The organism is Kushneria pakistanensis (assembly GCF_014652795.1).
GTDB classification, from domain to species: Bacteria; Pseudomonadota; Gammaproteobacteria; order Pseudomonadales; family Halomonadaceae; genus Kushneria; species Kushneria pakistanensis.
This window is the reverse complement of sequence record NZ_BMZM01000002.1, coordinates 211,077-234,480: the sequence shown is the minus strand read 5'-3', so window position 1 is coordinate 234,480 and position 23,404 is coordinate 211,077. Positions and strand designations below refer to the sequence as shown.

Annotated in this window: 19 protein-coding genes; 6 read left to right on the top strand and 13 right to left on the bottom strand. The window is 62.5% G+C overall.

The features are described from left to right. Positions 1-6: 6 nt before the first annotated feature. The gene (locus IE123_RS06520; RefSeq protein WP_189516332.1) at positions 7-855 is read left to right on the top strand and encodes a 23S rRNA (adenine(2030)-N(6))-methyltransferase RlmJ; all 849 of its coding nucleotides are present in this window, start codon (positions 7-9) and stop codon (positions 853-855) included. A 102-nt stretch (positions 856-957) separates the two neighbouring features. Here IE123_RS06520 and IE123_RS06515 read toward each other — a convergent pair whose 3' ends face one another. From IE123_RS06515 to IE123_RS06495, 5 genes are all read right to left on the bottom strand, one after another. Next, the gene (locus IE123_RS06515) at positions 958-1,635 is read right to left on the bottom strand and encodes a PqiC family protein (protein WP_189516330.1); all 678 of its coding nucleotides are present in this window, start codon (positions 1,633-1,635) and stop codon (positions 958-960) included. Beyond that, positions 1,632-3,278, bottom strand: coding sequence for an intermembrane transport protein PqiB (gene pqiB, locus IE123_RS06510; RefSeq protein ID WP_189516328.1), 1,647 nt, complete (start codon positions 3,276-3,278; stop codon positions 1,632-1,634). Before pqiB ends, IE123_RS06515 begins: the two co-directional genes overlap by 4 nt. Further along, complete coding sequence (locus tag IE123_RS06505; protein ID WP_229819640.1) at positions 3,275-4,591, bottom strand: paraquat-inducible protein A; 1,317 nt, start codon at positions 4,589-4,591, stop codon at positions 3,275-3,277. The genes pqiB and IE123_RS06505 overlap by 4 nt, the downstream gene beginning before the upstream one ends. A gap of 256 nt (positions 4,592-4,847) precedes the next feature. Beyond that, the gene (locus IE123_RS06500; RefSeq protein WP_189516326.1) at positions 4,848-6,596 is read right to left on the bottom strand and encodes an ABC transporter transmembrane domain-containing protein; all 1,749 of its coding nucleotides are present in this window, start codon (positions 6,594-6,596) and stop codon (positions 4,848-4,850) included. Further along, a complete protein-coding gene (locus tag IE123_RS06495) occupies positions 6,593-8,344 on the bottom strand; it encodes an ABC transporter ATP-binding protein (RefSeq protein WP_189516324.1) in 1,752 nt (583 codons plus the stop codon). Before IE123_RS06495 ends, IE123_RS06500 begins: the two co-directional genes overlap by 4 nt. Before the next feature lie 172 nt (positions 8,345-8,516). Here IE123_RS06495 and IE123_RS06490 point away from each other — a divergent pair, with 172 nt between their 5' ends. After that, entirely contained in the window at positions 8,517-9,407 is an 891-nt protein-coding gene (locus tag IE123_RS06490) for a cation diffusion facilitator family transporter (RefSeq protein ID WP_189516322.1), read from the top strand. A 27-nt stretch (positions 9,408-9,434) separates the two neighbouring features. Here IE123_RS06490 and lplAB read toward each other — a convergent pair whose 3' ends face one another. Further along, on the bottom strand, positions 9,435-10,496 hold the full coding sequence (lplAB, locus tag IE123_RS06485; RefSeq protein WP_189516320.1) for a lipoate-protein ligase LplAB: 1,062 nt from the start codon (positions 10,494-10,496) through the stop codon (positions 9,435-9,437). Positions 10,497-10,662: 166 nt separating this feature from the next. Here lplAB and IE123_RS06480 point away from each other — a divergent pair, with 166 nt between their 5' ends. After that, positions 10,663-11,832 carry an MFS transporter gene (locus IE123_RS06480; RefSeq protein ID WP_189516318.1) on the top strand — a complete coding sequence of 390 codons (1,170 nt, stop codon included), beginning with the start codon at positions 10,663-10,665 and terminating at the stop codon, positions 11,830-11,832. A gap of 24 nt (positions 11,833-11,856) precedes the next feature. Here IE123_RS06480 and IE123_RS06475 read toward each other — a convergent pair whose 3' ends face one another. Both IE123_RS06475 and mnmE read right to left on the bottom strand, forming a co-directional pair. Then, entirely contained in the window at positions 11,857-12,753 is an 897-nt protein-coding gene (locus tag IE123_RS06475) for a PhzF family phenazine biosynthesis protein (RefSeq protein WP_189516316.1), read from the bottom strand. Between the two features lie 110 nt (positions 12,754-12,863). Continuing rightward, positions 12,864-14,225, bottom strand: coding sequence for a tRNA uridine-5-carboxymethylaminomethyl(34) synthesis GTPase MnmE (gene mnmE / locus IE123_RS06470; RefSeq protein WP_189516314.1), 1,362 nt, complete (start codon positions 14,223-14,225; stop codon positions 12,864-12,866). Positions 14,226-14,408: 183 nt separating this feature from the next. On the opposite strand from mnmE, the gene IE123_RS06465 reads away from it, so the two are divergent. Then, positions 14,409-15,041 carry a flavin reductase family protein gene (locus IE123_RS06465; protein ID WP_189516312.1) on the top strand — a complete coding sequence of 211 codons (633 nt, stop codon included), beginning with the start codon at positions 14,409-14,411 and terminating at the stop codon, positions 15,039-15,041. 82 nt (positions 15,042-15,123) lie between these two features. Here IE123_RS06465 and pgm read toward each other — a convergent pair whose 3' ends face one another. The 5 genes from pgm to rpmH all read right to left on the bottom strand — a co-directional run bounded on the left by pgm (position 15,124) and on the right by rpmH (position 20,306). Continuing rightward, the gene (gene pgm, locus IE123_RS06460; RefSeq protein ID WP_189516310.1) at positions 15,124-16,788 is read right to left on the bottom strand and encodes a phosphoglucomutase (alpha-D-glucose-1,6-bisphosphate-dependent); all 1,665 of its coding nucleotides are present in this window, start codon (positions 16,786-16,788) and stop codon (positions 15,124-15,126) included. Positions 16,789-16,882: 94 nt separating this feature from the next. Then, positions 16,883-17,851 (bottom strand): NUDIX hydrolase, encoded by a 969-nt coding sequence (locus IE123_RS06455; protein WP_189516308.1) that lies wholly within the window; start codon positions 17,849-17,851, stop codon positions 16,883-16,885. A 139-nt stretch (positions 17,852-17,990) separates the two neighbouring features. Next, positions 17,991-19,685, bottom strand: a complete 1,695-nt coding sequence (yidC, locus tag IE123_RS06450; RefSeq protein WP_189516305.1) for a membrane protein insertase YidC — start codon at positions 19,683-19,685, stop codon at positions 17,991-17,993. 81 nt (positions 19,686-19,766) lie between these two features. Then, positions 19,767-20,144: a ribonuclease P protein component gene (gene rnpA / locus IE123_RS06445; protein WP_189516303.1), complete on the bottom strand. Its 378-nt coding sequence runs from the start codon at positions 20,142-20,144 to the stop codon at positions 19,767-19,769. A gap of 27 nt (positions 20,145-20,171) precedes the next feature. Further along, positions 20,172-20,306: a 50S ribosomal protein L34 gene (rpmH, locus tag IE123_RS06440; protein ID WP_019019264.1), complete on the bottom strand. Its 135-nt coding sequence runs from the start codon at positions 20,304-20,306 to the stop codon at positions 20,172-20,174. 330 nt (positions 20,307-20,636) lie between these two features. Here rpmH and dnaA point away from each other — a divergent pair, with 330 nt between their 5' ends. Together dnaA and dnaN are read left to right on the top strand one after the other, a co-directional pair. Next, entirely contained in the window at positions 20,637-22,187 is a 1,551-nt protein-coding gene (gene dnaA, locus IE123_RS06435) for a chromosomal replication initiator protein DnaA (protein WP_189516301.1), read from the top strand. Between the two features lie 97 nt (positions 22,188-22,284). After that, complete coding sequence (gene dnaN / locus IE123_RS06430; protein WP_189516299.1) at positions 22,285-23,388, top strand: DNA polymerase III subunit beta; 1,104 nt, start codon at positions 22,285-22,287, stop codon at positions 23,386-23,388. Positions 23,389-23,404 lie beyond the last annotated feature (16 nt).

The following is a 23,404-nucleotide window of genomic DNA, read 5'->3' as shown; positions in this document are numbered from 1 at the left end:
GGGAGCGTGCTTTCCTATCAACATGCGTGGCATGCCGGCAACTTTGCTGACGTGCACAAGCATCTGGCCCAGTTTGCGCTGATCGAGCGGCTCATGCAGAAGGGCTCGGCCCTGAGTCTGGTCGATACCCACGCCGGACGGGGCCACTACCCGCTGTCGGCCCCCGAGACGGCAAAACTTGGCGAGTACCGTGACGGTGTTCTGCCGCTGTGGCAGGCGAGGGCGCAGCAGGCGGGCCTGCTTGGGCGCTGGTGTGACGCGCTGGCCACACTTCAGGATGACCCTGATACGCTGTCGCGCTATCCGGGGTCGCCCTGGTGGTTTGCCCGCGCCATGCGTGCCAACGATCGCCTGACCCTTTATGAACTGCATCCCGGTGAGCATCGTCATCTTGAAGACGCCACGCTTGAGACTCCCCATATCCGGCGGCTCAAGCGTGACGGCCTCAGCGGGCTGGTGCATCAGCTGCCGGTGCGTACCCCCCGGCTGTGCGTGCTGATTGATCCGTCCTATGAGGTAAAGGACGAATACGGGATGGTCGCCTCGACGCTGTCACAGGTCGTGCGTCAGATGCGCCACGCCATCGTGCTGATCTGGTATCCGCTGCTGGGTGATGCCCGTCACCAGCGCCTGCTGGACGGTATCAGAGAGCATGGGGTTGCCAAGGTGTGGCGCAGTGAACTGACCCACCACGACCCTGCCGGCGAACGCGGCCTTTACGGCTCGGGGCTTTTGCTGCTCAATCCGCCCTGGCAGCTGGACACGCAGCTGGATGAGGCGTTCAGTGCGCTGGCGGCACTGTATGGTGACCAGGCCTCCCACACCAGTGACTGGTGGATGTCCGAGCAGCCCTGATCAGGTTGTGAATACAGCCATCAGGTCCTGACAATCGGATGCTGATGATAAAAAAGGCCCGCCATCATGGCGGGCCTTTCGTGCTGCAGACAGATCAGCGTCTCAGGGCGACCCGGTCGGCGTTGCGCGTGCCTGCGAGCGGTGAGAGGTGGCATCGGCAGTCATGGCCAGCTGCTCCTGGCGTGCAATCTCGGCGGCAATCTGCTCGCCCACGCTCTCCCAGCCCTGCGACAGGGTGCGCACCAGCGCCGGGTAGCCATCGTCTTCCAGCGCGCGCTCGATATCAAAGTGCTGCTGAGCCAGCAGGTTGCCACCGGCATCGCGCAGCTGATACTGCCCGGCCAGCACCGCCATGCCGTCGTAGCGACCCTGAAACTGTGACAGCGTGACCCGCACACCGGTATCGGCGCGATCACCGGCCAGGGTTTCGCCCAGCACGCGATGATCATTGAGTTGATCCCGCAGCGTGCGCTGCAGGCTGCGGGTGAGCTGGGCACTCAGGCTGTCGGCCCACAGATTGGCCTGTGCCTCGTTTACTTCGATATCGCTGGTCTGATAGACCACGCCCTGGCCGTCGAGATAGTCCGCCAGCCGCACCGACGAGACCGCCACCGTCGGCGCGCTCTCCGGCAGGGACACCCCTGGCTCGGCAGGCTTTTGATCGGCCACTGGCAGGGTGTAGCGGTGAAACTCGGTAGCCTGACCGGCACAGCCGGCCAGTGCTGCCACCGCGACCAGTGCAGCGCTTCGAAGTGAGGCGTTGAGAAATGGCATCATCATGGACGGGCCCTCGGTTGCGGATCCTGAATCTCGCCGCGATTGAATATCAGCGAATTGGGTTTCTCGCTGATGGTGCGCGCCGCCGGCTGCAGCGAGCGCATCAGCTGCTCGAGACTTTTCAGTGTCGAGGTCAGCTCGCCGTAGGCCGGAGCCTCGCTCGAGTAGCTCGACAGGGTCTGCTCGATGCTGCGAAGCGTGCGCTGTACATCGCTGGGCAGGCCACGGGTGCTCTCATCGTTGAGCACTTCATTGATGCTGCTGGCGGTTTCGTTGAGTTCGTTGATCAACGACTCGGAGCTGGCCAGCGTGGCATCCAGACGATCCAGCGACGACTCCACCGGCAGGTTGTTGAGCTTGTCGAGCAGCCCGGTCACCTTCTGTTCGATCTGGGCGAAGCTGCCCGGCTCGCTAGGGAACACGACCACGCCGTTGTATTCCTTGATGGTTCGCTCGGGCGGCTCGTCAACAAAGTTGGTATCCACAAAGAGCGCGCCGGTAAAGAGGTTGCCGGTCTTGAGCGAAGCGCGCAGGCCGTTGTCGAACATGGTATTGATGCGCGCCCGCCAGTCCTTGAGCGACTCCTCGTCCACCCTTGCCTGCATCCGCTGCGGCTCGATGCGAATCAGTACCGGGATACGGAAACCCTCGACCTGGTTTTCCTGCAGCAGATCGATGCGGTAGGGCACGGTATCCACGGTGCCGATGCGTACACCGCGATACTCGACCGGAGCGCCGCGGTAGAGCCCGCGCACGGTGTCATCGATCATCACCACATAGCGCAGGTAGTGGCTGAAGCTGCCCTGCAGGGCGTTTTCCTCATCGCTGTAGAGCGAGAAGACCAGATCGCTGTTGTTGCCGATCGGCTCGCCCGGTGGGATGTCCTCCGGCACACCAAAGGTGACGCCACCGCTGACCAGTGACTCCAGCGAGCCCAGCCCCAGCGAGAAGCCCTCGGACGTCAGATCGAAATTGATCCCCGAGGCCAGCCAGAAGCGGGTGTTGCTGGTCACCAGATCTTCATAGGGCGCCTGAATGAAGAGCTGGTAGTGCACCACCCGGTCTTCGGTATCGAACTCGAGATTTTCGACCCGGCCGACGGTGAAGCCCTGGAACAGCACCGGGTCGCCGACGTTGAGCGAGCCGGCGGCAGCGCTGGTCAGATGCAACCGCAGTCCCTTGGCATCCGGCGGGGCCACCGGCGGCTGCTCGAGCATTTCGAAGCTGTCCTGTGCGTTGTCCGAACTGCCCGGCTGCAGCTGGATATAGGCGCCTGACAGCACGGTATTGAGACCGCTGATGCCCTCGCGTCCGATGCGCGGCTTGACCACCCAGAAGCGGGTGTCCTCGTTGAGCAGCCGGTCGGTGCCCGGGTTCATGCGCGCCTTGATCACGGCATGCGAGGTGTCTTCCGACAGCGATACCGAAGTAACCTCACCCACATCCACGTTGCGCGCCTTGATCATGGTATTGCCGGCATCGATGCCTTCGGCATTGTTCATGATCAGCGTGATCTCCGGCCCGCGCGAGGCAAGCGTGTGATAGAGCATCCAGCCACCGATCAGCAGCGCGATCAGCGGGATCAGCCAGACCGGGGAGATATGTCGATGCTTCTTTCGTTGCGCGGTGGTCTCGGTCTCGCTCATTGACCCGTTTCCTGTGCTTTCCCTGCAACCACCGGCTGAGGGGATGGTATGGAGGTGTAGTTGTTATCGAGATCGGCATGATCAGCAGCGTCCCAGATCAGACGGGGATCAAAGCTCATCGCGGCGACCATGGTCAGTATCACGACACCGCCGAAGGCGATGATGCCGGGCTCGGCGGAGACGTGCATCAACACGCCCAGCTGCACCAGTGCCGCCAGCAGGGCGACCACGAAGACATCGATCATCGACCAGCGGCCAATGAACTCGGTCACCCGGTACAGGGTCATGCGCACTTCGGGACGCCAGGGCTGCGGCCGGCCGACCTTGAGACACAGCCAGAAAAGCGCCATCAGCTTGGCCACCGGAATCACGACACTGGCCAGAAAGATGATGGCGGCAATGGGATAGTCACCATGATCGAGCAGCAGCAGTACGCCACCGATAACCGTCTGGGTGGTCGTATCGTTGAGACTCGAGACGGTCATGATCGGCAGCACCATGGCCGGAATGTAGAGCAATGCGGAGACCAGCAGCAACGCCAGCGTCTTTTGCACGCTGTGGCGGCGACGCATGTGCAGTTTCTCTCCGCAGCGGCGGCAGTAACACGGCTGATGATGCAGATAGTCATTGACCGTGCCGCAGACCGTACATCCCACAATCTTCTGGCTCTGCGCGGTGCGGCCTGCCCGTGTGTGGGCCGGCGGCGTGGGCTCCGGTGCCATGAGATTCCAGAGCCAGTCGCGATCCACGCTGCGCGAAATCAAAAGCATCAGCACCACAAAAAGGCAAAAGGCCCAGAAGGAGACGCCAAACCCAATGCTGGCCAGCGACAGGATCTTGACCAGGCTGACCAGCACGCCGATCAAAAACACATCGGCCATCATCCAGTGCTCGATATGGCGCAGGGTACGCAGCATCAGCATGCCGCGGGGTGGCCGATGACCCAGCAAAAACGCGGCATGGATCACGATCACCATGCCCAGATAGAGCATCGGCAACAGCAGCAGCACCATCCACAGCACGATGGCCAGCACGGTGTAATTGCCGGTCGAGAGGATGGCCATGGCATCGGTCAGGCTGATGGCGCGCTCGATGCCGCGGGCGGAAAAGGAGATAAACGGAAAGGCAAGCGAAGTAATCAGCGCCACTACCGCCGCGATGGCCAGCGCCAGCGCCTGCTGGGCAGGCGCGCGCTTTCGTACCATCAGCTCATGCTGACAGCGCGGGCAGCGCGCACTTTCCGAGCACGCCAGCGGCGGCACGGTACTGACCAGATCGCATTCATGACAGACCCGAAGCAGCGGTGAAGGCACAGATGGCGTGGTGATGGTTCTCTCCGAATTCTATCCGGGGCATGCTGCCCGAAACGATAGTGTGGCAAATATCGGCCATGACAGGAGGGTCATGAAGTATTAATACCCGGAAAATGTCGTCTGTCATGGCCCGCAGGCATGATCACGGCGCCCTTGGCCTGTCAGGCATCGGGTCTGTCGAGCGCTATAAACATTCAGCAGGGTATGTAAATAGCATCGACGGCCAGTCACGGCAAGCCGTCATGGGCGGTGAACCTCATGGTCTGGGATTGTCCGTGGCCGCCGGCTGATGCCAGAGCCGGTAATACGCCCCGTCCGGGTTTTCAAGCAGCCTCTGCGGCGCGCCGCGCTCAACGAGATGCCCGGCCTGCATCACCACGACCTCATCGGCGCCGGCAATGGTGGAGAGCCGATGGGCAACCACGATCATCGTCACCCGCCCCTTGAGCGAAGCCAGCGCCCGATTGAGACGCGATTCGGTCAGGCTATCCACGCTGGCGGTGGCTTCATCAAGCAGCAGAATGCGCGGCTGGCGCAGCAGGGCCCGGGCCAGTGCCAGCAGTTGACGCTCGCCGGTAGACAGCGTCAGCCCCCGCTCGCCCAGCGGCGTCTCGAGTCCGTCGGGCAGACGATCGATCAGCTCACGCAGCTGGGCTTCATCAATGGCGCGGGCGATGGCGGCGTCATCGGCCTCGATGCCCATCAACAGATTGTCCCGCAGCGTGGTCGAGCGAATGAAGGGCTCCTGCGGCACGCTGGCCATCACTGCATTGATGACTGACGGGGCCAGGGTCTCGATGCGCCGGCCATCGAGCAGCAGGCTGCCCCTGGTGATCGGCTGCAGACCGCCGAGCAGGTCCAGCAGCGTGGACTTGCCGCTGCCCGTGGGGCCAACCAGACCAATGAATTGGCCTTCCCTGATCTCGAGCGTAATGTCATTGAGCGTATTGTCGTCAGCGCCGTGATGGCGAAAATCCACCGCCTGGAGCCGGTAGTCGGCGCAGTGGATCGGCTGCGTATCGTCGCCGCTGTGCGCCTGCGGACGATCCAGCAGTGACAGCAGCCGCGTGCCGGCCACGCCTGCCTGCTGAAAGATGTTAAAGCGCTGGGTGATCTCGATCAGCGGCTCACTGACGCGCCCCAGCCAGGTCACGAAGGCATAGAGCACGCCGATTTCGGCACCGCCCACCAGCGCATCGGCGCCATAGCCGATCAACAGCGCGGCCAGAATGATGACGCCCACCAGATCCAGCGCCGAGCGTAAAAGCAGCGCAGAGATACGGATGGTATGCAGCCGGGCGTGATACTGCGCCACGTTGAGATCGTGATAGCGCTGTCGAAAGCGTTCGGTCTGATTGAAGGCCTGCAGCACACTCATGCCGCCGATTGCCTCATTGATGCGCGCATTCTGACCAGCGCGCAGGCGGCGTACTTCCATGGCGGCCGGCCCGCTGGCGCGCTGATAGCCCCAGATGACCACGGCCGCCACGGGGATCAGGGTCGCGGCAATCAGCATCAGCTTGAGATCCATCAGCGCCATGGCGAGAAGAATACCGATCAACAGCATCAGGTTCTGCAGCACCGTGGCCAGAAACTCGACGTAAAGCTCGCGCAGATCATCGGTATCGTTGGTCACCCGCGCCACCATTTCGCCAGTGGGGGTGGCGTCATGGACGTGCTGGGGCAGGCGCATGACGTGGCGAAAGATACGCTTTCGCAGCGCGTGCACGGCGTCCAGCGCAATACGGGCAAAGTAGAGTGTCTGTAGATAGCGGCCCAGCGCGGCAAGTCCCTGACTGCCGACATAGAGCACCAGCAGGATGACCAGCGGCTCGGGGCGCAGATCCCGCGGGACCAGATAGGCATCGATGTAGTGCTTGGTCAGCCAGGGGCCGAGTACATCCATGGCGGTGGCGGTCATGAGCAGCGCCAGTGCCAGGACCAGGCGGCGGCGATCGCGCAGGAGCGGGCGCAGCATCAGCGCAAGCAGGCGACGATTGATCATGACGAAGCCTCCTCACCGCGACCGTTACTGCAACCCTGCTGCTCCTGCCACAGGCGGGCATAGTGGCCACCGCGGGCCAGCAGCGCTTCATGCCTGCCCTGCTCGACCGGCCGGCCCTGATCCAGTACCACGATATGATCGGCGTGGCGCACCGCCGACAGCCGGTGGCTGACGATCAGACAGGTGCGCTCGCGCTCGGCCTCCAGCGTTTTTAAAAGGGCCTGCTCGGTGGTCTGATCCACCGCCGAGAGCGTGTCATCGAGCAGCAGAATGGGCGCCGGGGAGAGCAGGGCACGCGCCAGTGCTACCCGCTGGCGCTGGCCGCCGGAGAGCGTGACGCCGCGCTCGCCGATGCGGGTATCCAGCCCTTCGGGCAGACGCTCCAGATCCGGACCAAAGGCCGCCGCGGTCAGCGCCGTGCGGATCGCCTCGTCACTGGCGTCGGGTACACCCAGCGCCACGTTTTCACCCAGCGTGGCCGCAAAGAGATACGGATCCTGCGGCACGTAGGCATACATCGCACGCAGCGCGCCGAGCTGGTAGTCACTTAAAGGCTTTTCGCCCAGCGTTAGCGTGCCGTTTTCCAGCGGGTACTGGCGCAGCAGCAGGCGAATCAGGGTGGACTTGCCGCTGCCGGTGGCGCCGACAATGCCCACGGCCTGACCTGGCATAATGGTGAGGTGCAGATTCAACAGCGCCGGGGTGTTCGCCAGCGGATAGGTAAAGTCGTCAATGGCGATATGAAGGGCCGGGGAGGGCGCCATGGTCAGCACGCCTTCATCGCTGATGGTTTCACGCTCATGAAAAAATTCGGTCAGGCGTCGCGCCGCCGCCTCGCCGCGCTGAAGAATGTTGAGACACCAGCCGAGCGCGAACATCGGCCAGATCAGCTGCACCAGATACAGCGTAAAGCTGGTCAGCTCGCCCAGCGTGATCGCGCCGCCAAGATAGCGCCAGCTGCCGGCCACGATGGTGGCCAGTGTTGCACTGCCCAGCGCCAGGAAAACGACCGGGTCGTAGCGCGCCTCCATGCGCTGTACCTGATAGTTGGCGTGAGCATGCGCCTCGGCCCGTTGATCGAAATCGGCAATTTCGGCCTCGATCAGCGAATGCTGGCGCAACAGCCGCAGCCCGGCAATCGCCTCCTGGGTACGGTCATTGAGATCGGAAAAACGCGCCAGCGACTGGCCGAAATAACCCTGAACCCGGCTGGCGACGCGATAAAAGCCCCAGGCCATGAAGGGAAAGGGAATCAGCGCGATCAGCGCCAGCGGGGCGTCGATCACGATGATCATCATGGCCAGCACCAGTACCAGTGTCAGCGCGCCATCCACACTGGAGAGCACGCCTTCACCGGCGGCTACTTCCACGGCGTCAATGTCCTGGGTCGAGCGGGCCAGCAGATCGCCGCTGCGGCGCTGCTGAAAAAAACCCGGGTCCAGCCGGGTCAGCTTTTCATAGAAGCGATCGCGCAGGGCCACGCCCAGTTGATAGGAGGCGCCAAAGAGCAGCATGCGCCACAGATAGCGCAATACATACATGGCCAGCGCCACCGCCACCAGCACCGCCGTACTGCGCCAGAGCCCGGGCATGTCGATGCGCCCTTCGTTGAGAGCATCAATGATGCGCCCGGCCCACCAGGGCAGCGCCATGTTGAGAAGACCCACCGCCAGCAGCGCCATGATGGCCAGCAGATAGGCGCGGCGATGGGTCGCCAGAAAATCGAGAAGCAGTCGGCGTAGCGCCATGGGCGTCGGGTCGGATCAGGAAGGTGGATGGAATCTGAAGGATAAACGCCTTCAGTGTAACAAAAGGTCATGACCATCGGCGCCATGTCTTGCCTTCCCATCTCTCGATTCCCGTTGTTGTCACGCCTGGTGGGGATTACGCTATGGCGCTTTGAAGCGTGAGGACAGGATCGTGTCAACCACGATGAAAATTGCCTGGGCCAGTCTGCTGGTGGGCTTTGCCGTACTGGGACTCAAGACGCTGGCGTATGCCCTGACAGGGTCGGTGGCGCTGCTGTCGGACGCGCTGGAAAGCCTGGTCAATGTGGTCACGGCGGTGGCGGCCCTGATTGCCATTCGGGTGGCAGCCATGCCGGCCGATGACAACCACCCCTACGGCCACCACAAGGCGGAGTTTTTCAGTGCCGTGCTGGAAGGCGTGATGATCATCATCGCAGCGCTCCTGATCCTGCGCGAGGCCGTCACCGGGCTCATGGACCCGCAGCCGCTCGAACTGCCTGTCATAGGGATCGTCATCAGCCTGGTCGCCACCGTGATCAACGCTGTCTGGTCGCGGGTGCTGATCCGTGTCGGACGGCGCGAGCGCTCACCGGCGCTGGTCGCCGACGGTCGTCATCTCTTTACCGATGTCGTCACTTCGGGCGGCGTCATCATCGGCGTTTTGCTGGCCATGACGAGTGGCTGGTGGCTGCTGGACCCGCTGGTGGCCATTATCGTGGCCGTCAATATTCTCTGGTCCGGCGCCAAGGTGATTCGGGAATCCCTGAGCGGGCTGATGGATGAGGCCGTGCCGCCCGAAACGATGGCGCGGATTCACAGTGTGATTGCCGCCACCGGCGAAGGGGCCGTCGAGGCCCACGATGTCCGCACCCGCCACGCCGGACGGGCCACGTTTATCGATTTTCATCTCGTGGTGCCGGGTGATACCACGGTGTTTCACGCCCACGAGATCTGCGATCGCATCGAGGCGGGGCTGCGACAGGCGCTCGGGGAGGTGCGCATCACCATTCACGTCGAGCCCGAACACAAGGCCGAACCGGTCGCCGACATTGTGTTTGATTGAGCCGGCGTTTCTGGCTGCCCTGCTCCTTCAGGGCACGCGGGTCAGCCACGCCTCGTCCTGAAACTTCGATTCGGCCAGCGCCTGCGCAGCGGCCAGTTCCTCGGGGCGGACGTCATCAGGGGTGAGCGTAAAGCGCTCTCCAAAAGAGGCCGCCATGCGCTCGATAATGGCCTCGCGCGACAGGCCGGTCTGGCGTCGCAGCGGATCGACCCGCTTGCCGGCGCTGGCGATGCCCTTGTCGGAGAGCTTTTCCCGGCCAATGCGCAACACCTTCGTCAGGCGCTCGGCGTTGATGTCATAGGCCATGGTGACGTGATGCAGCACCGCGCCGTTCAGGCGCTTTTGCGCAGCACCGGCGATCTTGCCGCCTTCCGAGGTAATGTCGTTGATGGGCACATACCAGGCATGAATGCCCATGTCGCCCAGCGCCTGAATCACCCAGTCGTCGAGAAAGGCGTAGCTTTCGACAAATGACAGCCCCTCGACCAGCGTCTCCGGCACGATCAGCGACCAGGTAATGGTGTTGCCCGGCTCCACGAACATCGCGCCGCCGCCGCTGATGCGCCGCACAACCTCGATGTCGAGATCACGGGCGGCGTCCAGATCGATCTCGTTGGACAGCGACTGAAAGCTGCCGATGATCACGGCCGGGCGGTCCCACTCCCAGACCCGCAGCGTCGGGCCGCGCCGGCCTTCGGCGACCTCGCGGGTCAGCACCTCATCAAGGGCCATGTGCAGGGCCGGGGGCTCCGGCGGGCGATGGATCAGGCCAAAACCGTGATCGCGCCAGTCCGAGCTTCTGGCCAGCGCCCGGCGGACTACGCTGGCTACTGCCGGGGCTGAAAGACCCACCATGACGGTGCCCTCCGGCAGGGCCTGACGCACCCGCTCGGTCAGTTCTTCGGCGCTGGCGGCAACGCTTGTACCCACCAGCGCCTGATTGATGGCATCGAGTGCCTCATCGGGTTCAAGAAAGAAATCGCCCGACAGGCGCACCGAGGCGAGTCGACCGCTGTCGGTGGTGATATCGGCCACCAGCAGCTTGCCGCCGGGGACCTTGTATTCGCCGTGGCGTGAGGCTTCGACCATAGTCTAAAATCCCGGTCCGGTTTAACGTTTCGGCAGTATAGCCGTTGGCGATCCACGGGCCGCTACCGGTGGATCCGATCCCCTGTTTCATATACGCGATGCCTCATGGCACGGCCCTTTTGGGCACGTGCGATGAGTATCGGCTTTTTTTAACGTGCGAGGCATCATGGTTCGTCATACCCATCCCCTGCTGGTGCTGCTGGCACTGGCGACCGGTGGCTTTGCCATCGGCACGACCGAGTTTGCCAGCATGAGCCTGCTGCCCTTTATCCAGCAGGACATGCAGATCAATGCGTCCACGGCCAGTCACATCATCAGTGCCTATGCGCTGGGCGTGGTCATCGGCGCGCCGGTGATTACCGTACTGGCCGCGCGTATCGATCGCAAATGGCTGCTTTTGATGCTCATGGGCCTGTTTGCGCTCGGCCACGTCCTGAGTGCGCTGGCGCAGAGCTATGGCTCGCTGATGGTGTTCCGGTTTCTCAGTGGCCTGCCACACGGCGCCTATTTCGGGCTGGCGGCGCTGATGGCCGCCTCGGTGGTCACCAGTGGCAAACGCACGCGTGCCATCGGCATGGTCATGCTGGGACTGACGGTGGCCACGATCGTTGGCGTACCGATGGCCACCTGGCTGGGCCATGCGGTGGGCTGGCGCTGGGGCTACTGGCTGGTCGCTGCCTTGGCACTGGCGACGATGGTCATGATTGCCCTGTTTGCGCCCAGAACGGGCGTGGCCAGCGAGCGCAGCGCCAAGGGCGAGCTGCGGGCGCTGAAAAACGGTGCCGTACTGCTGACGCTGGCCATCGGCGCCGTCGGTTTCGGCGGCATGTTCTCGGTCTATACCTATCTTACCTCGACGCTGGACAGCATCACGCAGATGACCTCTGCCACCATTCCGCTGGTGCTGGCCGTTTTCGGTCTGGGCATGACGATCGGCAATATCGTCGTACCGCGCTTTGCTGACCGCGCCCTGATGCCTACGGCCGGCGGACTTTTGATCTGGAGTGCGGTGGCGCTGGGAGCCTTTCCGCTGGTGGCGGGGAATGCGTGGCTGGTCACTATCGATGTGTTCTGTATCGGCATTGGCGGTGCGCTGGGCACCATTTTGCAGACCCGGCTGATGGACGTGGCCGGCGAGGCACAGAACATGGCGGCCGCGCTCAATCATGTGGCCTTCAACATGGCCAATGCGCTCGGCCCCTGGCTTGCCGGCCTGTCGCTTGCCATGGGCTTCGGCTTTCGCTCGACCGGGGTGGTGGGCTGTCTGCTGGCGCTGGGCGGTCTTGCGATCTGGATATTGGCACATCGTCAGGAACGGCGGTTGCAGGCGGCCTGAGACGCCGCAGGCGCCTTTCGTGTTTTAAAGGCGCAGCCGGCCTTCACTGATCACCACGGCCGTTCCGCCGACATGGAGGGCCGTGACCCTCTGTTCGGCTTTTTCGACCAGTACTCCAATGCGGCTGGGACGGCTCATCTCGATGCCCTGAGTGATCGTATACTCCAGTGTCCCGGTCTCGTGTGACTGCAGCGCCAGATAACCAGCCAGCGGTGCCGCGGCGCTGCCGGTGGCCGGGTCTTCTACCACCTGATCATTGATGCGAAGCTTGCGCGCCCGAACGGTGCTCGCACTCTCCTGAACGTACAGGTAGAGATTGGCGCCGTGTTCGGCTTTCAGTGCTGCCGGCAGCAGGGAAGGGTTGGCCTGAACGTCCCCCAGCGTATCAACGGATGACAGACCGATCAGGTGAAAGGGCGTGCCGCAGGAGGCGCCGACGACCGGGTCGTCGATGATACTCTCCGGTGACAGCCCCAGCAGGCTTGCTGCGGTCGCGCGCGTCAGCGTCGACGGCGCAATGCTCAGCGGTTGAGGGGTACTGAGCCAGGCGTGTTCGCCGTCAAAGCGAATGGGCACCTCGCCTGCCTTTTCACGCAGGATCAGCGGTGTCTGATCGTCATGCCAGCCGATCCTGCGCAACAGCCACGCCGCGCCGATGGTGGGATGACCCGCAAAGGGCAGCTCCTGGTGCGGGGTAAAAATGCGCAGATCGAAAATGCCCGGCATGGCGGTAGCGGTCATGAACACCGTCTCCGACAGATTGAACTCGCGGGCGATGCGCTGCATGACGCTGGTGCACAGCGCGCCGGCTTCAGGGAAGACGGCCAGGGGATTGCCCTGAAAGGGCGTGTCGGTAAAGACATCCAGCACAATGTAATCAAGAAAGGGTTCTCGCGGGTCGATCACACTATCAAGCGGCATAACGGCTCTCTTGTCTGGAATTGGGTCCACACCCCGGCATTATATTGATCCATGCCAACGATATGATGGCCGAGGTGCCGTGCAGGTCGCCACATTGTCCGCGGTGAAACCTACTTGCCGATACAGAAACTCCCGAAGATCTCGCCCAAAAGCTCATCGGCGGTGAACTCGCCGGTGATCTCACCCAGCGCGTCCTGAGCGGCGCGCAGGTCTTCCGCCAGCAGTTCGCCGGCGCCGGCACCGGCGAGCTGATCCGCGCCGTGGGTGAGCGCCTGACCGGCGCGGTCCAGCGCGTCAAGATGGCGCCGACGGGCAGAAAAACGCCCCTCGCTGGTGGACTGATAGCCCATGACAGCCTTCAGGTGCGCCTTTAAATGATCGATGCCGGCGCCGGTCGTGGCGGACAGGCGGATCACAGGCGGTGTGGTATCAAAATCGGGCTTATCCGTTTCCCCGCTTTCATCAATCTTGTTGCGCACCAGCGTCAGCCTGGACGGGTCGGGCAGGCGCTCAACGAATTCGGGCCAGATCGCCATCGGGTCGAGCGTGTCGCTCTCGCGGCTGTCGACCATCAGCAGCACCCGGTCGGCCTTTTCGATCTCTGCCCAGGCGCGTTGCACGCCGATTTTTTCGACCGCGTCCGGTGTGTCGCGAAGGCCGGCAGTGTCGATGATGTGCAGCGGCATGCCGTCAAGATGAATGTGCTCGCGCAGCACGTCACGAGTGGTGCCGGCGATGTCGGTGACGATTGCAGTCTCGCGTTCGGTCAGGGCATTCAGAAGACTCGATTTGCCGGCGTTGGGGCGCCCGGCAATGACCACGCTCATGCCCTCGCGCATGAGTGCCCCCTGGGCGGCGCTGGCACGCACCTCGGCCAGGCTTTCCCGAACGCCTGCGAGCATTTCGGCCACCCGGCCATCGCCGAGAAAGTCGATCTCTTCTTCGGGGAAGTCGATGGCGGCTTCCACAAAGATGCGCAGTTCAATGAGGCGCTGGACCAGCGCCTGTATGCGTACCGAGAATTCACCCTGCAGCGAGTGCAGGGCGTTTTCAGCCGCGGCACGGGAGCTGGCATCGATCAGATCAGCGATCGCCTCGGCCTGGGCAAGATCGAGCTTGTCGTTTAAAAAGGCGCGCTCGGAGAACTCGCCCGGGCGGGCCAGACGGGCGCCGAGTGCCACGGTGCGCTCTAAAAGCCAGTCCATGATGACCGGGCCGCCGTGGCCCTGCAGCTCCAGCACGTCCTCACCGGTAAAGGAGTTCGGCCCCGGAAACCAGAGCGCGATGCCTTCATCGAGCACCTGACCGTCAGCGCCCAGAAAGGGACCGTAGTGGGCCCGGCGCGGTTCGGGATCAAACCCGAGCATGGCGCGGGCGATGTCTGCGGTTCTGGCGCCGGACAGGCGAATGATGCCGACGCCGCCGCGACCGGGCGGGGTAGCCAGCGCACTGATGGTGTCCTGATCGAGCATGAGCGTTCCGAAAGGGTAAGAAGCCGGCAAGGGCGGCATGAATGATATGGCGCCGATTGTCAGCGCTGGGACCAAACGCTGCAAGCGTCGGTCGACGTGGTCGGTTGATGGATTCTGTTGATAGTCCCGCTGGTTGCTATAGTGGTTCGCAGACTATCAATATTGCCATGCCGGAGCACTTCAATGACCGACCAGTTCCACTTCTACGAGCCGCGCAAGGGCCACGGCCTGCCGCACGATCCCTTCAAGGCGATCATCGCACCGCGCCCGATCGGCTGGGTCTCCTCGCAGAGTGAGCAGGGCCGGCTCAACCTGGCGCCCTACAGCTTCTTCAACGCCTTCTGTGCGGCGCCGCCGATCATTGGCTTTGCCAGTTCCGGCTGGAAGGACAGCGTGGCCAACATCGAGGCCACCGGCGAGTTCTGCTGGCATCTGGCCACGCGTGCACTTGCCGAGAAAATGAACACCTCAAGCGCCAGCGTCGGCAGTGAGGTGGATGAGTTTGCCCTGGCCGGGCTGACGCCGGCGGCCTCAAATGTGGTGAAGGTGCCGCGGGTGCTGGAGGCGCCGGTGTCGTTCGAGTGTCGCCTGACCCAGCTGATTCAGCTGGAATCCGCCAACGGTGAGACGCTCGATAACTGGCTGGTGCTGGGCGAGGTGGTCGGCGTGCATATCGATCAACACCTGCTGACGGACGGTATCTACCAGACCGCTGCTGCCGAGCCGATCATGCGCGCCGGCGGGCCCGCGACCTACTACACCATCCATGACAGCGTGCGCTTTGAAATGGAACGCCCGGACAACTCTGGTCAATAGTGGCAGGGGTCAACAGGCCATCAGGAAAACGCAAAAAGGCCGGCAATTGCCGGCCTTTTTTATGCTGTCTCACCTAGAGGGATCAGCCCTTGAGCACGCCATCCACCAGCGCCTTGGCTTCTTCCTGAATGCGCTTGAGGTGCTCTTCGCCTTCAAAGCTCTCGGCATAGATCTTGTAGACGTCCTCGGTGCCCGAGGGGCGGGCGGCGAACCAGCCGGCATCGGTTTCCACCTTGAGCCCGCCGATGGCGGCGCCGTTGCCGGGCGCTTCGGTGAGCTTGCGGGTGATCGGATGACCGGCAAGTTCTGACGCCGTGACCTGCTCGGGAGAGAGCTTGCCCAGGCGCGCTTTCTGGTCGCGGTCGGCCGGGGCATCCACACGGGCGTAGACCGGGGCGCCGAAGCGCTCGGTCAGCGCCTGGTAGCGCTCGCCCGGGTCCTTGCCGGTTACGGCGGTCATTTCCGCCGCCAGCAGGCCGAGAATGATGCCGTCCTTGTCGGTCGACCAGGGCTGGCCGTCAAACGTCAGAAACGAGGCACCGGCGGATTCCTCACCGCCAAAGCCAAGGCTGCCGTCCATCAGGCCATCAACGAACCACTTGAAGCCCACCGGTACCTCGACCACGGTCTTGCCAATACCGTCGGCGACGCGGTCGATCATTGATGACGACACCAGCGTCTTGCCGATGGCGGCGCTGTCGCCCCACTGGGGGCGATGGGTAAAGAGATACTCGATCGCCACCGCCAGATAGTGGTTGGGGTTCAGAAGACCCGTGGAACGGGCGACGATGCCATGACGGTCATGGTCAGTATCGCAGGCAAAGGAGACGTCAAAGCGATCCTTGTTCTCGATCAGACCGGCCATGGCGTGCGGTGAGGAGCAGTCCATGCGGATCTTGCCGTCCCAGTCCAGCCGCATGAAGCGAAAGGTCGGGTCCACGGTGGTGGAGATCACTTCCAGCGGCAGATGGTAGCGCTTTGCGATGCGCGTCCAGTAGTGCACACCGGCGCCGCCCAGCGGGTCAACGCCGAAGGTGAGACCGGAGTCCCGGATCGCGGCCATGTCGATGACCTTCTCAAGGCCCGAAACGTAGCTTTCAATGAAATCAAAGCGCTGTGTGGTCGGTGCGGCCAGCGCCTGGGCATAGCTGACGCGCTTGACGCCCTCGAGCTCACTGGAGAGCAGCGCGTTGGCGCGCTCCTGAATCCATTTGGTGATGCCGGTATCGGCCGGACCGCCGTTGGTGGGGTTGTACTTGAAGCCGCCATCCACCGGCGGGTTGTGCGACGGCGTAATCACGATGCCGTCGGCCAGATCGCTGGTGCGATCGCGGTTATGGTTGAGGATCGCATTCGACAGCGCCGGCGTGGGGGTATAGCCCGGCTCGCCGCCCGTTTCCTCGCAGCCGGCGTCGATGCGAGTTTCGACACCGTTGGCGGCCAGCACTTCGAGCGCCGAGACAAAGGCCGGCTCGGACAGCGCATGGGTGTCCATGCCGATAAACAGCGGCCCGGTGATGCCCTGCTCGCGACGATAGTCACAGATCGCCTGGGTGGTGGCCAGGATGTGCCACTCGTTGAAGCTGGTTTTCAGCGATGAGCCGCGATGACCGGACGTACCAAAGGATACCTGCTGGGCGGGATCCGTCACATCGGGGCGCTCGCTGTAGTAGCGCGACACCAGACGCGGCAGGTGGGCGAGGCGGTGCTCGTCGGGCTGCTGCCCTGCATGGGGATCGATGCTCATCTCTTCATCCTTTGAGAAGCGTGGCGACAGAATATTGACGCCATTCTAGCAGGCGGGGCGAGGGTGCCTCTGTGCCTTTTTGTGAGTTGCCGGGCTACTGATACTCGCTGTGCGCCAGCGGCGTCTGCACGCCCGGCGCCATCTGCTGGCGCCACTGCTCGCGACAAAAGCGAAAGCGCTCGGCCGGACGACCGCCGGTGGTGGTGTCGACCGCGCCCGTGGGCACGACCAGTCCGGTGCGATCCAGCGCGCGGCGAAAGTTCTGCTTGTGCAGGCGACAGCCGATGATCGCCTCGATGGTCAGCTGCAACTGGGACAGGGTGAAGTGTTCGGGCAGCAGGTCAAAGACGACCGGACGATAGCGCAGCTTGCCGCGCAGGCGGTCCATGGCAGTGGCAAGAATGCGCCGGTGATCGGACATCAGCGGCTGCCCCGGCAGGGTGGTAACGACTTCGGTGTTGGCGTGACGCTGGGCCTCGGGCGCGAGCCCTGCTTCATATAAAAGCTCAAAGCGCTCCAGCACCCGGGTATCGACCCAGCGGGCCCCGTTCAGACCGAAGGCCAGCTGCGCGCGCTGGCGCCGCGCATCACGCTGGGCCGTATCCTCGCTACCGTCGATCCAGCGGGTCAGCGCCGGGGCGATGATCATGTCGATCATTGCCGGACGACCATGGCGATAATCCTCCCACGGGAAATGATCGTACCAGCTGGCCCAGACGGCATGCTCGTCAAGCAGGGTCTGCCGATGCGACACCAGTCCCAGATGGCCAATGGAGATATGGCGAGTGATTTCCTGATCCGGCATGTCCGACTCGAGGCGGCCCTGATCGCCAAAGGTGTAGAGCTGCTCGACGTAGTCCAGCGCCAGACCGGTCTGACGGGCCACCCGATCACGAAGGCCCAGCTCGAAGGTCCGGTGCTGACGCGGGTCAAAGTCGCCGGCCGGCAGCATGGGCGCGCGACAGCGATCATCGGGATGGGTAAGCAGAACGGCAGGGGTGGCCGAGTCCATGGCAACGACGACGGCAGAGAGTTCGATGGCAATGACAGCGCTGTCTGGCATGGTGACGGCCCGGGGCATTCCGTGATCAGCAGGTGTTTTTGGCTGGGCGCTATTGTGTCACAACCTGGTCACGTATGGCGGATAAAGAAAAACCCCTGCCTGAGCAGGGGTTTTGGGTAGCACTCGAACCATTGTCGGTTCAGGCAGCCTTTTCCTTGTCGCCATCACCCTTTTCGATGCGCTTGGTGATGTAGTACTGCTGCGCGATCGAAAGCAGGTTGTTGGTAATCCAGTAGACCACCAGGCCTGCCGGGAACCACAGGAAGAAGAAGGTGAAGACAATCGGCAGCATCTTCATGATCTTCGCCTGCGTGGGGTCCGGCGGTGTCGGGTTGAGCTGCTGCTGCAGGAACATGGTCAGACCCATGATGATCGGCAGGATGAAGTAGGGGTCCTGCGCCGACAGGTCATGAATCCAGAGCATGAACGGCGCATGGCGCAGCTCGATCGACTCCATCAGCATCCAGTACAGGGCGATGAACACCGGCATCTGGATCACGATGGGCAGACAGCCTCCCAGAGGATTGATCTTCTCCTTCTGGTAGAACTTCATCATCTCCTGCGACATCTTCTGACGGTCATCACCGTGCTGCTCCTTGATGCGCTGCATCTCGGGGCCCATCTTGCGCATCTTGGCCATCGACTTGTAGGCGGTGGCAGAGAGCGGGAAGAGGACGGCCTTGACCAGTACGGTCAGCAGGATGATCGAGAAGCCCCAGTTGCCGATCAACGCATGGATATGCGTGAGCAGCCAGAACAGCGGGTTGGCCAAAAACCACAGCCAGCCGAAATCGACGGTCAGCTGCAGGTGCGGCGCGACGGCTTCAAGACGCTCGTGCTCCTTGGGACCCATATAAAGGGTCGCCGAGAGATCACCGTTCTGACCCGGCGCTACGGTAGCACTGGGGCTGGCAAAGGCTGCCACGTTGCGACCGCGCTGGTCGACATCGGCGTAATACAGGTTCTGCTGATCCGGATTGGGCGCCCAGGCGGTAGTGAAGTAGTGCTGAATGACCGCTACCCAGCCGCCGCGGACATCGGCGTTATTGAACTTGCCTTCCTGAATGTCCTTGAAGCTGACCTTCTGGTAGTGATCATCCGGCGAGGAGAAGGCTGCGCCCAGATAGGCATGCATGCCCACGCCGGCACCGCTGGTCGGGTCGTCGCTGTTGTCACGCGCGAGCTGGCCGATAAAGCGGGCGCTGACCGGCGTCTGTGAGGCGTTGTCGATCAGGTAGTCGACCTTGACGGCGTAGCTGTCGCGCTCAAAGGTGAAGCGCTTGACGATGTTCACACCGTTGACGGTCACGCTCATGTCGACCTGCAGGGACTGCTGGTCATCACCCAGCTGGTAGCTGGTCTGCTCGGGGCTGAAGTTGATTCGGCCCTGATGACCTTCCATCTGCAGTCCGGAACGCGCGATATAGCTGCGGCGCTGGTCATCGGAGAGCAGTACGAAGGGAGCATCGGACTCAAGACGCTGCAGATGTTTCGGCAGGGCGGCATAGACGATATCGCCACCGCGCGGATCGATACGCAGATCAAGCGCATCGGTGCGAACGCTGATCAGGCGGGTATTCTGAGCATTGGCATTGTCGGCACTGTCAGTATCGCCTGGCATGTCGCCGGACTGCGGCGCACTGGCGCGCTCACTGGCGGACTCGGGCGCATCAAGCGACTGTTCACCGGGTTCAACGTCACTGCTTTGCTGGGACAGGGCGGGAGGCGCTTCATCGGGCCGGTCGTTGTGCCCGTGATCATTGCTCCATTGAATGATCATCAGATAGGCAAGTACGGCCAGCGGGATGACAAAAAGAAGTCGTTTCAGATCCATTGTGGGATTGCCCGGTGGGAAAATGTCGACGCGGCGCAAAAAAAACGACGGGTCGCATTCGACGGGTCGTCGCGCCTCGTATTATTGCTGATGCTCCGGCTGACGTTTGACGTCCTTTTCAAGGCGTCGCCACATGCCGTGAAGCTGTCTGGCCAGTGTCTGGGCGTCAATCTCATGCACGCCCTTGCGCGACAGCACCACGATATCCACGGCCGGCAGCCACTGCTGGCGCAGTCGCACCGATTCTCGCGTCAAACGCTTGAGACGGTTGCGGTCCACGGCACGGCGCACGTTCTTTTTGCTGATGACCAGTCCGACCCGAACGTGACCGAGGTTATTGGGGGTGGCGAGTGCCAGAAGCCCCTTGCCGTGAATCCTGAAACTGGCATGTTCGAAAACATGACGGTATTCCCCGGCGGTCAGGATTCTGAGACCGCGGGGAAATCCCTGACTGGTCATGAGCGCAGCTGATCCACTAATAAGGGATCAGGCGCTCAGGCGCTTGCGGCCCTTTGCACGACGACGTGCGATGACCTGACGGCCGTTCTTGGTGGCCATGCGGGCACGGAAGCCGTGGACACGCTTGCGCTTGAGCACGCTGGGCTGGAAAGTACGTTTCATGGTTGCGATTCCCGAATTGAGACTTGAGTGATCGGCGACACCGATGCCCTCAAAATCGAGGCGCACGGGGGTCAAGAGCCGGGATTCTAGAGAATTCAACGAGGACGTGCAATTTTTATCCACGCATCAATATCAGGCGGGTGTGCATAACTTTGTGCACAAGCATTACACATCATTCCTGCAGGGGCAGCTGTACGGCCTGCAGGGGCCCTGACAGCGGGGACAAGGTTATCCACAACCGGTTTTTCACGCCAACCCGGTGTGGATAACCCGCTGCGCGAGCGTTACACTATCGCCCCATTTGCACGACTCACCATCAAGAGGTCGCGTGTGTCCATCGCTCTCTGGCAGCAATGTCTTGACTATTTACAGGACGAATTGAGCTCTCAGCAGTTCAATACCTGGATCCGTCCCCTGCAGGCCGAAAGCGGTTCCAGTGACCACGAGCTCTCCCTGCTGGCCCCGAATCGATTTGTGCGTGACTGGGTCAACGACAAGTATTTAAAGCGTATCAACGAACTGATGCGCGAGCTGGCCAACGGCCGCCCGCCCAAGGTGATGCTGGATATCGGCAGCCGCCGCACGGTATCCAATCCCGTGTCGCGCCCGGCTGGTAGCGGTGAGCACGATGCCACCGCGTCTCGGGATAGCGCCAGCGAGCCCGCCGTGGAGGCCTGGTCATCGGGTGTGACGCGTGCGTCTGCGCGCCCGCCCATGCCGCCGTCCCCACCTGTTTCGTCGCGAGGCAGCTACCACGACGAGCGCGAGATTCCTGCGGCACCGCCTTCCGGCAACACGATGGGCGGTCGGCGCAACGACAACGGCGAACGTCAGGTCCAGGTCGAGGGCAGCATCCGCCATCAGAGCGGACTCAACCCGGGATTTACCTTTGAAACCTTTGTCGAGGGTAAATCCAACCAGCTGGCACGCGCCGCCTCGCGGCAGGTCGCCGAAAATCCCGGCGGTGCCTACAACCCGCTGTTCCTTTATGGCGGCGTGGGCCTGGGTAAAACGCATTTGATGCACGCGGTGGGCAATCATCTGGCCGGACTTCGTGACAATGCCCGGGTAGTCTATCTGCATTCAGAGCGTTTCGTGGCCGACATGGTCAAGGCGCTGCAGCTCAATGCCATCAATGACTTCAAGCGCTTTTATCGCAGCGTCGATGCGCTGTTGATCGATGATATCCAGTTCTTTGCCGGCAAGGAGCGCTCGCAGGAGGAGTTTTTCCACACCTTCAATGCGCTGCTTGAAGGCGGCCAGCAGATGATCCTGACCTCCGATCGTTACCCCAAGGAGATCAGCGGTGTCGAGGAGCGCCTCAAGTCCCGTTTTGGCTGGGGCCTGACGGTGGCGATCGAGCCGCCCGAGCTTGAGACCCGTGTGGCGATCCTGATGAAAAAGGCCGAGCAGGCCAAGGCGGACCTGCCGCATGACGCAGCATTTTTCATCGCCCAGAAGATTCGCTCCAACGTGCGCGAGCTTGAAGGGGCGCTCAAGAAGGTGATTGCGGATTCCCACTTCATGGGCCAGTCCATCAATCAGGAATTTATCCGCGAATCGCTCAAGGATCTGCTGGCGCTGCAGGACAAGCAGGTCGGCGTGGACAATATCCAGCGTACCGTGGCCGAGTACTACAAGATCAAGGTGGCCGACCTGCACTCCAAGCGCCGCTCGCGCTCGGTCGCCCGCCCGCGCCAGGTCGCCATGGCGCTGGCCAAGGAACTGACCAATCACAGCCTGCCCGAAATCGGCGATGCCTTTGGCGGACGTGATCACACCACGGTCCTGCACGCCTGTCGCAAGGTGGTGGAACTTCGCGAAGAAAATTCCGATATTCGCGAGGACTACAAGAACCTGCTGCGTCTTTTAACCAGCTGATGGCGATCCGGTCCCTTGATACCGCATGCGCACCATCGGCTGTCATCAACATGACAACACTGTGGCCGGAACAAGAGCCTGAAAAGAGTGGAGCCCCATGAAATTTTCCATTTCGCGTGAAGCCCTGCTGCGCCCGCTATCGCTGGTAGCAGGCGTGGTGGAGCGCCGTCAGACCCTGCCGGTGCTTTCCAATGTTTTGTTGACCGTCAGTGACGATGAACTATCGCTGACCGGTACCGACCTTGAAGTCGAGCTGGTCGGTCGCGTGGCGCCTTCCAGCATCGAGCAGAGCGGCTCGGTGACCGTGCCGGCGCGCAAGCTGATGGATATCTGCAAGTCGCTGCCCGATCAGTCCGAGATGACCGTAGCCATCGAGGACGGCCGGGCACTGCTGCGTTCGGGGCGTTCGCGCTTTACCCTGTCGACCCTGCCGGCGGCTGAATTTCCCAGCGTTGACGAATCCCAGGGCAGCACTGAGCTGACCCTGCCGCGACGCACCCTCAAGCAGCTCATCGACGCCACCGGGTTTGCCATGGCGCAGCAGGACGTGCGCTATTACCTCAACGGCATGCTGATCGAACTGCGCGATCATCTGGTACGCACCGTGGCCACTGATGGTCACCGTCTGGCCGTGTGTTCGCGCAGTGCCGATATCGCGCTTGATGAACCCAGGCGGCTGATCCTGCCGCGCAAGGGGGTTGTTGAGCTTTCGCGCCTGCTTGATGACAGCGAAGAGCCGATCACGCTGATGCTGGGTGCCAGCCATCTGCGCGTGCGTACCGGCGCCTACACCTTCACCTCGCGTCTGGTGGATGGCAAGTTCCCCGACTACGAGCGAGTCATCCCCAAGGGGGGCGACAAGCAGATCCTGGCCGAGCGCAGTGAACTTCGTCAGGTGCTCTCGCGCACCGCGATCCTCTCCAATGAGAAATACCGTGGCGTGCGGCTTAATCTGGAAGCCGGCAACCTGCGCGTACTGGCCAACAACCCCGAGCAGGAAGAGGCCGAGGAAAACGTGGCGATCGACTACAGCGGCAGCGCGCTGGAGATCGGCTTCAACGTCGGCTATCTGATCGATGTGCTCAGCGTGCTGGACACCGATCAGGTCCAGCTGACGCTGTCCGACCCCAACAGCAGTGCGCTGCTGGAAGCGCCCGGCGGCGGCGACGCCATGTATGTCGTCATGCCGATGCGGCTCTGACGCTTTTGCGGCATTT